Annotated in this window: 10 protein-coding genes and 1 pseudogene; 9 read left to right on the forward strand and 2 right to left on the reverse strand. The window is 51.1% G+C overall.

The annotated features are described in order from the left end of the window. Positions 1-88: 88 nt before the first annotated feature. Positions 89-1,918 carry a sensor histidine kinase gene (locus tag C173_RS01195; RefSeq protein ID WP_051477739.1) on the forward strand — a complete coding sequence of 610 codons (1,830 nt, stop codon included), beginning with the start codon at positions 89-91 and terminating at the stop codon, positions 1,916-1,918. Beyond that, the gene (locus tag C173_RS01200) at positions 1,900-3,213 is read left to right on the forward strand and encodes an ABC transporter substrate-binding protein (protein WP_051477740.1); all 1,314 of its coding nucleotides are present in this window, start codon (positions 1,900-1,902) and stop codon (positions 3,211-3,213) included. The genes C173_RS01195 and C173_RS01200 overlap by 19 nt, the downstream gene beginning before the upstream one ends. A gap of 248 nt (positions 3,214-3,461) precedes the next feature. Here the strand turns inward: C173_RS01200 and C173_RS01205 are convergent. Continuing rightward, positions 3,462-3,677: pseudogene (locus C173_RS01205) on the reverse strand (hypothetical protein); the annotation flags it as partial. Positions 3,678-3,911: 234 nt separating this feature from the next. Between C173_RS01205 and C173_RS01210 the strand changes: the two are divergent. From C173_RS01210 to C173_RS01240, 7 genes are all read left to right on the forward strand, one after another. After that, positions 3,912-5,900: a Na+/H+ antiporter gene (locus tag C173_RS01210; RefSeq protein ID WP_036721556.1), complete on the forward strand. Its 1,989-nt coding sequence runs from the start codon at positions 3,912-3,914 to the stop codon at positions 5,898-5,900. A 29-nt stretch (positions 5,901-5,929) separates the two neighbouring features. Next, positions 5,930-6,490, forward strand: a complete 561-nt coding sequence (locus C173_RS01215) for a CueP family metal-binding protein (RefSeq protein WP_036721558.1) — start codon at positions 5,930-5,932, stop codon at positions 6,488-6,490. Between the two features lie 174 nt (positions 6,491-6,664). Further along, the gene (locus C173_RS01220; RefSeq protein ID WP_036721562.1) at positions 6,665-7,090 is read left to right on the forward strand and encodes a hypothetical protein; all 426 of its coding nucleotides are present in this window, start codon (positions 6,665-6,667) and stop codon (positions 7,088-7,090) included. A 39-nt stretch (positions 7,091-7,129) separates the two neighbouring features. Then, positions 7,130-7,564, forward strand: coding sequence for a hypothetical protein (locus tag C173_RS01225; protein ID WP_036721564.1), 435 nt, complete (start codon positions 7,130-7,132; stop codon positions 7,562-7,564). Positions 7,565-7,695: 131 nt separating this feature from the next. Further along, positions 7,696-9,645 (forward strand): serine hydrolase domain-containing protein, encoded by a 1,950-nt coding sequence (locus C173_RS01230; RefSeq protein WP_235191721.1) that lies wholly within the window; start codon positions 7,696-7,698, stop codon positions 9,643-9,645. 22 nt (positions 9,646-9,667) lie between these two features. Next, positions 9,668-10,345, forward strand: coding sequence for a response regulator transcription factor (locus tag C173_RS01235; RefSeq protein WP_036721658.1), 678 nt, complete (start codon positions 9,668-9,670; stop codon positions 10,343-10,345). After that, a complete protein-coding gene (locus C173_RS01240) occupies positions 10,342-11,700 on the forward strand; it encodes a sensor histidine kinase (protein ID WP_036721566.1) in 1,359 nt (452 codons plus the stop codon). The genes C173_RS01235 and C173_RS01240 overlap by 4 nt, the downstream gene beginning before the upstream one ends. On the opposite strand, the gene C173_RS32615 is transcribed toward C173_RS01240, so the two are convergent. Further along, positions 11,675-12,292, reverse strand: a complete 618-nt coding sequence (locus C173_RS32615; protein ID WP_051477741.1) for a TetR/AcrR family transcriptional regulator — start codon at positions 12,290-12,292, stop codon at positions 11,675-11,677. The genes C173_RS01240 and C173_RS32615 overlap by 26 nt on opposite strands. Positions 12,293-12,314 lie beyond the last annotated feature (22 nt).

The following is a 12,314-nucleotide window of genomic DNA, read 5'->3' on the forward strand; positions in this document are numbered from 1 at the left end:
GCCTGGGCAGGGCATGGCGGATAGCTCTGACTTCCATCCCGGATTATGCTATGTTGATGTAGAACCAGAGTTCGGGGAGGCTGTCCGCATGTTACGCATGTTATCCGGTAAAAGATTCAAACGATCCGCTTATGTGCCGCTGCGCACGAAGTTTATCATTTTATTCTGCTTGCTGATCACCATTCCGTTCCTGGTCATCGGCACCATCAGCTATAAGAAATATATTGCCGGAGTAGAACGCAGCACGGTAGAACTGTCCAATCAGGTCGTCAGCCAGATTAATATTAATCTGGAGCATTATATTAAGGAGCTGGACCGTCTGACGCTTGCGCCGCTGTATGATGAGGATATGATGCAGATTCTCCGCAAGCACAGGGGGCCGGGTTCGGGCGGCACCTATCTGAGCACGGATGAGACGCTGAAGATGAACCTGTTTATCTCTTCGCTGGCTTTTGACCGGGGGGAAATCGAGAGCATCCTGGTGTTCACCAATGACGGCGGAATCTTCAGTAATCTGGACCAGAGTGTGAGGAAGCGGTGGGACCGCAGCATGGCAGAGTGGATGGAGACCGTAGAGCAGGCGGACGGTGGCCTTGCCATTCTTCCGCCGCACAGCGCAGCTTACTACACAGAGGCGAAGAAGGGGATCATCTCCGTAGCCAGAGTCATCCGTGAACCGTACACCCATGCCATGCTGGGGATTGTCAAGGTAGATCTGATGCCCCGGGGCTTCGGATCAATTGTCTCGACGGTACGCTCAAGCGGGAGCGGCCTGCTGCAGATTACTGGCAAGGATCAGGTGGTTCTGTACTCCGGGTCCGGCAAGCTTCCCGATTCACGCGAATCTTATATTACTGCCTCTGCGGAATCACCGTACACAGGACTTAAGGTCACCTCGCTGATGCCCCGGGCGCAGCTTCGGGAGGATGCCCGTGAGCTGACAAACTCTACACTGATTGTCTCCATAGTGGCCCTTATGGCGGCTTACGTAGCAGCCATACTGCTGTCGAGCCGCCTGATTAAGCCCATTGCTCATCTTCAGTCGAAGATGAGGCAGGTGAAGCGGGGGCTGTTCCTCGAACGCGCGACGGTCACCACCAGCGATGAAATCGGGCAGCTGACCGAAGGATTCAACACGATGATCGGCGAGATTGACCGTCTGGTCAAGGAGGTCTATGAGACCCGGCTGAAGGAGCGGGAGGCAGAGCTGCTGGCGCTGCAGAGCCAGATTCATCCGCATTTTCTGTACAACACGCTAGAGATGGTGAACATGCTGGCACTTCAGGGCAATACCCGGGAGCTCTCCGGTGTGGTAACCAGTCTCGGCAAGCTGCTGCGTTATACCGTAGGCCACCGGGAACAGATGGTGTATGTGCTGGATGAGGTGAAATTCGTGGAAGCCTATCTGCGTATTCAAGGCATGCGTCTAGGGGACAAGCTGGAGGCCGTGATCCATATTGATTCTTCCTTTGATTCCTGTGTGGTGCCGAAGCTGATTCTGCAGCCGCTGATCGAGAATGTCATTGAGCATGCCATGGGTCAGGAGCCACTGCACCTTGTCCTGACCGCTTCTGTGGACGAGGAGGATCTGGTCCTGTCGGTCAAGGATGACGGCCTTGGCATCAGCAGCGCACGGCTGCTGGACCTTGAACACCAGCTATATGGCAGTACCCCCCGGCCCGCTGCGGATGCTGACCAGGGAGGCTTTGGCCGGATTCGGAAGGGGCTCGCGCTGCGTAACGTCCATCAGCGGCTAAGGCTTCTCTACGGGGAGCCTTACGGCCTGACATTGGATAATACGGCAGAGCGCGGGGTAACGGTCTCGCTGCGCCTGCCGATGAACTGGGAGGCGATGAATGATGCCGGACCCGCAGGGGACAGGCAAGGAGGAGAGGAATCATGCGGATTAGGCTGTTAGCGCTTATCGCTGCGGTATTGCTGGCTGGGGGCTGTTCTTCGGGTGCCGGAAACGGGGCGCCCGGCGGGTTAGCCGGGGAGGGAGAAGTGGAGAGCGGGACGGCTGCTGTGCAGGCACCCGTGAAGCTGAAGTTCAGTATCTGGGGCAATGATGCGCAGAAGGCGATGGTGGAGGAGCTTATAGCTGAATTTGAACAGCTTCATTCCGGGATCGAGGTCGAGATTATGATGATTCCCTTTGCGGATTATCAGCAGAAGCTGTCAATCATGCTGGCCTCCCGCACCGCGCCGGATGCCGGCTGGCTGGCGGAGCGGATGATCCCGCAACTGCTTGAATCAGGCCAACTGGCTGATATTGCCGCAGCGGTTCAGGATGACTCTGACTACCGGTATGCGGATATTTATCCGTCTACCCTTGATATTTTTAAGCGGGGAGACCATTTATATGGCATCCCGTTCTCCACGCCCCCGGTGCTGATCTATTACAATAAGGATTTGTTCCAGGCCCGTGGACTGAAGACGCCAACGGAGCTGTATGAAGAAGGGCAGTGGAACTACGATGAATTCCTCAAGGCGGCGCGAAGCCTTACCGACCCGCAGCGCGGCATCTACGGCGTGAAGCTGGTCCGCGATTGGAACAACTGGTCGGACGCACTGCTGCCGCTGTTCTGGTCGCATGGAGCGGAGCTGTTCGACAGCGGCGGAGCATCATTTGCACTCAATTCTCCCGCAGGGAAGGAAGCGCTCCAGCTCTACAGTGACATGATGTTCAAGAGCAAGGTGCACCCGCTGCCCGGGGATGAGATTGCCTTCGACAGCGGCCGGATTGGAATGTATACGGACCGTTACAGCTATACTTCCAAGGCCCGCGCGGTTACCGATTTTGCCTGGGACATCGCTCCGATGCCGTCAGGCATTAAGGGGACAGGGACCTCCCTCGGTTATGCGGGAGTATCTGTTTTCGAGACCAGTCATCCGGCAGAGGCTGCAGAATTCCTCAAGTTCATCACCAGTGCAGAGTCTATGAGCATCACCGCGCAATATTTTGTCCCGTCACGCAAGTCTGTTCTGGAATCCGATGTCTTCCTGCGGGCAGCATCCAAGCCTTCACCGGAGAGCATCCAGCGGGCGGTGCTCGATCAGATCGCCACGGCGCGGATCGCGCCCGGACATAAGAACTGGCAGCAGATTGATACGAAGATCCAGCTGTTGATGGACGGTCTCTACACGCAAACGTCCACCGTTGACGAGTTGCTCGGGCAAATGGAACAGGAAGTTACCCCGCTTATGAAATAAGCGGGGTGTTCCTCTGTAATTGTGTTCACCTGCTGAGTCATTTTGCTGACCTATACATTGAGTCGTCCCCTGCTGATTTGGAAGTGGAGGCGGCAGCGCAATTACAATTCCTGCACATAATGCAACATTGCCTCTCATTAAGGGGCCATAATCAGAAAATGTTGCACAAAAAGCAGGAATACTCCGCATTTAAGTAACTTCACGTTAAGATTCCTGCATTTCCTGCAACAATTCTCCCGCACACCCCAGTATGCAAAATCCTGAAATTGCGATTTACGGTTCCAGTCGTAGACCTCATACTCCGGATGCAGATCATCCAGATTGCCAAACAGCGGCCACCAGACATTACGCAGCAGCAGCTTCTCTGCATACTGATGCCCCCGTGACAGCCGGCCTCTGCGCTCTCCTGTTCTGATCGACAAATGATGGTCCAAGAGCAGCTGATGCGCTTTTTCAAAATCCATTTGCATTCCCTCCATCTCTCCTTTACGCAAAAAAAGAACGCCCCTCTGCCAGCGATGGCTTGGGACGTTCTTCGTCTGAGCTAATTATACGCCGGCATACGGGGGAGCGGCAATAGATGCTTTATAGTCCTACCCTTAAGAGGATATTTCACCGCATATCGTTTATACTGAGTTTAAATACATAACGTAATTTAGTATTTGCACATACAAGTGCAGAGATGGAGGTTTGTCCGATTGGAATTATTTGAGTATATTTTGTTGATGCTGGCAGCCGTGTCACTGTCTAATCTGGTGAACCGGTTCATCCCCTCGCTCTCCGTGCCGATCATTCAGATCGCGCTGGGTATGGCCTTGACCTGGTTGCCCCTGCATTTCGAGCTGGAGCTGAACCCGGAGCTGTTCCTGCTATTATTCATTGCTCCCTTGCTGTTCAATGACGGCAGGCTTGCTGATAAAGTGGCCTTATGGAAGCTGAAAAAGCCGATATTGCTGCTGGCGCTGGGGCTGGTTTTTCTAACGGTAGGGGTGCTGGGATATTTCCTGCACTGGCTGTTGCCGGTATTGCCCCTGGCGGCTGCGTTTGCGCTGGCTGCGGCACTGGCCCCTACGGATGCGATTGCTGTAGGCGCTTTGGAGCAAAAAGTAAAAATCCCCCATCAGACGATGCAAATTCTCGAAGGAGAATCTTTGATTAACGACGCGTCGGGTCTGGTGTCCTTTCAATTTGCAGTTGCGGCTATGGTTACAGGCGCCTTCTCTTTCAAAACGGCCAGTCTGAGCTTTATTGGCATCTCGCTAGGCGGTGTGGTGCTGGGTCTTGTGCTTACGCTCATTAAATACGGGATCGTGCGGTGGCTGCGCAGGCTCGGGATGGAGAATGTCACGCTACATATGCTGATTGAGATTCTGACACCCTTTGCAATTTTCATGGCCGCTGAGGAGCTGGGAGTCAATGGCATTCTGGCAGTGGTCAGTGCAGGGATCGCCCATTCCTTCGGGTACAAGCAGATGAATCCTGAAGTAGCCAAGCTGAGTATCGTGTCCAAAAGCACCTGGTCCGTCATTATCTTCGTCCTGAACGGCCTGGTCTTCCTGCTGCTGGGTACCCAGCTGCCGGAGATTATTCAGACCGTCTGGAACAACCCTGATATAGGGAATGTCCAGGTTATCCTGTATACCCTGCTATTAACTGCTGCTGTCCTCGGTCTGAGGCTGATCTGGATGCTGGTCATGGATATTCCCGAAGGGGAGGAGCCGCGCGGACCCTGGAAGCTGGAATTCAAAAAGGCGCTCATTCTCACACTGTCGGGGGTTCGAGGTACGATTACCCTGGCGAGTACGATGTCACTGCCGTTTTTCCTGGATGACGGCTCCTACTTTCCGGCGAGAGACCTGATTATTTTCCTGGCGGCGGGTGTCATTCTGTGGACCCTGCTGGCGTCTAACTTTCTGCTGCCGCTGCTGCTTGGCTCAGATCATGAAGCAGAGCACAATGCTGAGGAGGCCGAGGCCAAAATCGAAATTCTGCGCAGTGTGGTTGCGGGCTTAAATGACCAGGCAACAGATCAGTCCCGCCTCGCCTTGAATCATCTAACCGGGATCTATAACGCAAGAATCCGTCTGCTGAAGAAGAATGAAGACGCTGAGGAAATGGAACGGAAGCTTGGGGTGACAGCACTCAAGTGGCAGCGGGAATACACTATGCTTGCGCTCAAGCAGCACGAAGTGAACCCGTATACGGCATACCGCTATCTGAACCGCCTGAACCGGCAGCTGTTCATATACACCCGTGATCCGCAGTACAAGAATGATCTGATTCCGTTCAAAAGCTGGGAAGAAATCACAGGAGTCATTCAGCAGGTCCGCTTAAGCGCGCAGGAGCGGCGTGAGGAATCAAACCGGCTGCAGGCCGGGATTTTCGCTTATGTTCTTGAGCGGCTGAGAGAGCTGCAGACTACGGGAGAGATGGAGCCTGAAGTAATTAGCGCCCTGATTCTGCGCTATGAGCGGGGAAGAATGCGGTTAACCCGTCCAGAGTCCATCTCCTCCACGAAACGGGAGTTCGAAGAATCGCTGCAGGAATTGTCGAGAGCAGGCATTCAGCTCGAACGTGACCACATTCAGCTGATGTTCGAGGCCGGACGGATCTCCAGAGCTAGCATGAAGGAAATGAAACGTGATATTCTGTTCATGGAGCATGATCTGCGGGAAGAAATGGGCTGAATGCCATCTATAAGGAGCTGAATTTTAACATGAACAATAAAGTAGTAGCGGGTACTTGCGCAGTTATTGCAGCGCTGGGAATCTACCTGTACGCGGGAAGTGGGGGGACGAAGACAACGGAGGTTGCTACAACTCCGGGAAGCAGTCAGGCTGCCAGTCAGGATATCAAGCAAATGGTGGCTGACTTCAGCTCACGCACCTTGACTGCGGAGTCCGCTTCGATTACCTCGACCCAGCTGATCGTGGACGGCGGCGGTTCTAACGAAGCAGTCTACGGGCTGCCGGAGGATGAGTTCTTCCTGTCGGTTGCCCCTTATGTGCAGAATACACATCCCTGTGCCACCCACAGCCTGACCGGCTGCCAGGGAGAGATGGCCGGCCAATCCTTCGGGGTAACAATCGAAGATGCGGACGGTAAGGAGATCATGAACCAGACCGTCAAGTCCCAGCCGAACGGCTTCATCGACCTATGGCTGCCGCGTGATCAGAACTATAAGATGACCATTACTCATGAAGGTAAGCAGGCCCAGTCTGAGATTTCCACTTTTGAGAGTGATGATACTTGCCTGACTACTATGCAATTAAGTTAAAAGTATAGCAATCCTGATTCTGTCTGTACCATCTCGTTTGTAAGAAGAATAATATGAGTTGGGGCCGTATCTGTATACGGCTCCTTTTTTGATGTTCTTTGATATACATAAATCAAGCGGAGAATCCGATATTCGGTGTAAAAGGAAAATATATATAATCTCGGGGGAGTTAAGTTGAGTGAGCGGATGATTATTAGGATTAAAGGACTAGCGCAGGTTGCAGTGGTGGGTATAATTCATTTGCTGATTATTAGCTTTTTGAATTTAAAAAAGGGTGCGTGGGAGGAAGTAGGGGGTCTGCAAATTGCATTGACATATTGCGCTCCGGTTTTTTTGTTGTATGCAACTTGTGTAAGGTCTTTGAAAACGAAGAAGATCAGGTATAATCTGGTTTGGCTATTGACCAGTCTGCTTCCCAGTATTGTTATTCTCTTTAAATTAAAGGAGGCTGCAGGCGCGGAGCCTAGTGAATCTGCATTTATTGTACTTCATTTTGAACAAGGGTATTTGGAATTGATGCTGTTATTCCCCTTTGTCTATTCGGTTATCCAGTTACTCCTGTGGGTTTCCATGTGGTTTATGATATTATCCAAAGAATAATCATTTTGCCTCATACAATGTTAGCAAGGAGAAAAGAGAATGGGGAAATTCATAAAGCTAATATACCAAGCCGTTCTTTATATGTTAACAGCAATTGCAGTACATCTGATTTTAATCTATTTTCTTGAGATAAGAATTGAGGGATGGGCAACAGGAATAATAATATTACTTTGCAAAACCTACTTCCTGCCCTTATGTATGTGTTTTATTAATTCTTTATTGTTTATTAGGGCTAATAAGAGAGAGGAGCAAATCACCTGGTTTTTATTTACGGTCATTCCAAGCAGTTTACTCTTATTTCTTTTCGTGGAATTGCAAGGTATTGAACCCAGAGGCTATGCTGTAGTTTCCTTTGAGCTTTTCCGAAAATATCAGTTTGAAATGCTTTATTTGTTTCCGCTGGGTATATTAATAATCCAATTTCTTATGACTTTATATTATTTAATCAGTGTAAGGGTATGGAAAAGAAATTAATCGTTACATAACGATTAGAAGTTCTGTTAACGTTCCATTCACACTACTCTGATAATCTCTAGAAGTGTTAGGGAGATTGGCCCTAACCTTAAATATAGAAGATGATGCGGAGGGTAATAATGTTGATATTTATGAAAAAAAGGCTGATCGCTGCTCTGGCTATATTGGCTGTGATGGGATTAAGTGCGAGCCTTATATTTCCCGGGAAACATGCCAGTGCGGAGACAGGGCAAGCCGCTTCACCGGGTTCCCGGATTGAAGCGCCTGCCAATCTTGAGGATACGGCAAGTCTGACAGCCTTCGTGGATGGAATGATGGAAGAGTATATGAACCGGCTGCAAATTCCGGGAGCGGTGATCTCCATCGTTAAGGATGGCAAAATCATTCTGGGCAAGGGGTATGGCAGTTCCAATCTGGAGCAAGCGGCTCCGGTTGACCCTGCAACCAGCATGTTCCGAATCGCTTCAACGACCAAGCTGTTCACCTGGACAGCAGTGATGCAACTGGTGGAACAGGGCAAGATTGATCTGGACACGGACATTAATACCTACCTGAAATCCGTGAAGATTCCTGCTACTTATCCTGAACCCATCACCATGCGTCATTTGATGACCCATACAGCAGGCTTTGAAGAGGGCGGAGTCGGTTATCAGATCGTCACTGATCCTGCCCGATTGCCCGGTTCCATCTCGGAGACACTCAATAAACATATGCTGGCACGGATCAGACCGCCAGGTGAGATGAGTGCTTATTCTAATTATGGAGCAACGCTTGCAGGTATGATCGTGGAGGATGTCAGCGGTATTCCTTATAATGATTATATTCAGAAGTATATCTTCGATCCGCTGGACATGAAGCATTCAACGGTCGTGGAGCCTTTGCCGGAGTCATTCATCCCTAACCAGGTGGTAGGGTATAATAGCGGGAACGGCAGCTTTATTCCGGGCACACCTACCTTCGAGGGCGGATTTCGTCCTGCCGGCTCGGGTACTGTATCTGCAATAGACATGGCACATTTCATGATCGCGCATCTGCAGAACGGGAAATATGGCACCGGGCAGATTCTGAAGCCTGAGACGGCTGCATTGATGCATTCAACGGCATTCCAGCTCGATAAGCGCCTGCCGGGAGTAGCTCTCGGATTCGCAGAGAAGCGGGTGAACGGGGTGAGAATAATCTCTCATGGCGGCTCCGATCCCATGTTTAATACGGAATTGTATCTCGCACCTGACAAGCAACTGGGGATTTTCTTATCCTACAATGGCGGTCAAGGCAGCGAAGCTGCGACCCATCTGGTCCAGGCCTTGTTCAACAAGTACTATCCCGCTCCTGAAGTGAAGCAGCCGGAGTTCTCCGCTTCCGCGGAATCCGTACAGAAATATGCCGGCTCCTATCAATTTACACGCCGCAACATAAGTGATATTGACAAGTTCTTTAACTTTTTTGCCCAGATGAATGTTACGATTGTGGATAACAAGATATCCTTGGGAAGCGGCAGTGAACAACAGCTGTACAGAGCAGTCGCTCCTAACCTGTTCCAGCTGGAGGAAGGGACCGACCAGATCGGCTTCCTGACGGATGAGTCCGGCGCAGTGACACATATGCTCCTGGACATGGCTCCGGAGATGCCGCTGGAGCGTACGCCGCTTTTGGATCAGAGTAAGTTTTGGCTTATCCTGCTTGGTGTCTTGGGATTCATTTTCCTCACGGCATTGCCCGGACCTATCTTCTTCAGACGCAGGTTCAAGGCGATGACGCTCCCGGAAAAGCGGGCCATCCGATTATCTGCGGGAACTGCCGTTTGGGCGCTGTTGTCTTTTATGACTCTGTTTATGATTATTATGTCCATGGACATTATGCAGAAGCTCAGCAGTATCAGCCCTTTACTGTCTGTCAGCTTGGTTATGCCAATTATTATGGCGGGCTTGACCTTAGCAATGCTGGTCTCAGCTATACTGGTATGGAAAAATAAATATTGGACCGCCCTCAGGCGGGTGCATTACACCTTAGTGATGCTGTCGGCTGCCCAACTGACGTTCTTCTTCTACTATTGGAATCTGCTCGGCTGGCAGTTTGGATAACGCTTAAGAGAGAAGGATGATCGTGGCTACTATACTGATCGCGGATGATGATGACAATATCCGGAAGCTGATGTCTCTATATCTGCGCAAAGAAGGGTTCGACCTCGAAGAAGCAGGGGATGGCACCAAGGCGATGTCCATCATTGAGAACTCGCATGTCGATCTTGTGATTCTGGATATTATGATGCCGGGACTGAACGGCTGGGAGCTGTGCCGGGAAATCCGGCGTACGGATGCCAACCTGCCCCTTCTCATGGTGACAGCCAAAGCGGAATCGGCCCACAAAGTGAAAGGATTTCAGCTCGGAACGGACGATTATCTGACCAAGCCCTTTGATCCGGTTGAGCTGGTCATGCGGGTAAAAGCACTGCTCAAACGCTCACTGGTTGTCACTTCCCAGTCCGTACAGCTTGGCAATGTGGTGCTTAACCGCCGGACTTTTCAGGTTACACGCGGTGGAATGCCGGTCACGTTACCTTTGAAGGAATTTGATCTTCTGTTTTTGCTGGTCAGCCACCCCAGGCAGATCTTCACCAGAGAACAGCTGATCCAGCAAATCTGGGGACTCAATTATGAAGGGGACGGCCGGACTGTGGATGTGCATGTCAGCCGGCTGAGAGAGAAGTTCAGCGGCAATGGCGAGGGTTTTCATATCGAAACTGCCCGCGGTCTGGGCTACCGCCTGATCCCTGAGTCATGATCAAGACACTGTATGTTCGGGTCATTCTCACATTTCTCGGCATTATTGTCTTTAGTCTGATCTGTTCCTTTTTCATCGGCTTGTATGTATTTCAGAAGCAAATAAGCTATGAGGGACAGAACGAGATGATTACAGTGGGCAGGGAGATCATTCACCGATATGATGACGCCAGGCCTGAAGATACGGATGAGTTCCTGAATAGTATGGTTAAGGTATCGGCGCATCCTATCCATTTGTACGACCAGTCGGGGGAACATACTTTCTATGGGCTCGCGGATAGTCCGGCTGTTACCATCACTCCCGGGGCTGTCCGGCAAGTGTTGCAGGGGAAGGTCTATCGTTCTTCCACGGAAGATAATGATACGTTCATTGGAATGCCCTTTATGCTCAAGGGGGAGTGGCGTGCGATGTTCCTGCAGTACTCAGCCGAGAACGAACATATCGTCAACCGTCTGGTACTCTTTGTGCTGCTGCTCGTGCTGTTGCTGGGAAGTGTAAGCATTCTTATTGCTGCCAGATACCTGGTGGAACCGATTAAGGCTTTGACGAATGCCACCCGAAGACTGGCCAAAGGTGATTTCGAAGTGGATCTCAGAATGAACCGTGTAGACGAGATCGGAGAGCTGACACAGAGCTATGTGGAGATGGCGGGAGAACTGAAGCAGCTGGAGCAGATGAGGCAGGATTTCGTCTCTAATGTCTCCCATGAAATCCAGACACCGCTTACCTCTATTTCGGGTTTTGCCAAGGCGTTGCAGAACAATGATTTGATTGCGGAAGAGGAGCGTAAGGACTATCTGGATATCATCATTGCGGAGAGTGGACGTCTGTCACGGCTGAGTGATAATCTGCTGAAGCTGGCTTCACTGGATTCCGAGCATCACCCCTTCTCGGCAGTCTCCTTCCGGCTTGATGAGCAGATTAGAACCATCGTGGTGACCTGTGAGCCGCAATGGTCAGCCCGAAGCATCGTTATCGATCTGGAGCTGCCGGAAGCGGTCTACATCATTGGCGATGAAGATCAGCTGAAGCAGGTGTGGATGAATCTGCTGGGCAACAGCATCAAGTTCACGCCTGAAGGCGGAAAGATCCGCATCCGTATAGACCACAGTGCAGCAGAAGTTGCGGTCACGATCAGCGATAATGGCATCGGGATCTCCCCGGAAGAGTGGGGTGCAGTATTCCAAAGATTCTATACAATAGACAAGTCTCGGAATGGAAGTAATAACGGGAACGGCCTGGGACTGGCAATTGTCTCAAAAATCGTCTCCCTGCATCAGGGCAGTATTGAGCTGGACGGTGCGGTAAAAGAGGGAACAACGATTATCGTCAGGTTGCCCGCACGCCAGCCATAATGAAATCCTTGAATTGCCGGTCCGCTGCCCGGTCTTCCTCCGTAACGGAACCGCCCCGCTGATGAGACAGAATAACGGCTTTTTGTAAATACATGAAATACAGGTGGGTGGACTTCTGCAGAAGATCCAGCCACTTTTTTTGATACTCTGGAGCCACCGCTGCTGTCTCAAGGTTGATGTACCGGGAATACCAGACCTCCATAGCTCTCTTGAAATCAGGCAGCTCCGCCGGATCCTTGGACAGGGTGCTATAATACACTCCAAAAATAGCATCATAATAGATCAGTGCCTCGTGATGATCTTTTAATGCCAGATATTGATCCAGAATCTTCTCCAGGGAGGGAACAGGCCGGGCAAAATCAAAATCAAACAGCAGCCTGCCAAACATCCGTTCCAGATTATCTACATAGAGCTTAGCGGCTAAATCTTCCTTGTCCTTATAATGAAGGTACAACGTGCGGCGGGAGACACCGGCTTGTCCGGCGATCTGTGCCATATCCGTCCGTTCGATCCCCTGAGTACAGAATAGGCCCAGCGCGGCCTCCTTAATGAGCTCTTTGGTCATTTGCATTTGCTTTTCACGTAAATTCAATGATCTTCTCTCCTATCTTCCT

This window comes from Paenibacillus sp. FSL R7-277 (assembly GCF_000517965.1).
GTDB classification, from domain to species: domain Bacteria; phylum Bacillota; class Bacilli; order Paenibacillales; family Paenibacillaceae; genus Paenibacillus_AQ; species Paenibacillus_AQ silagei.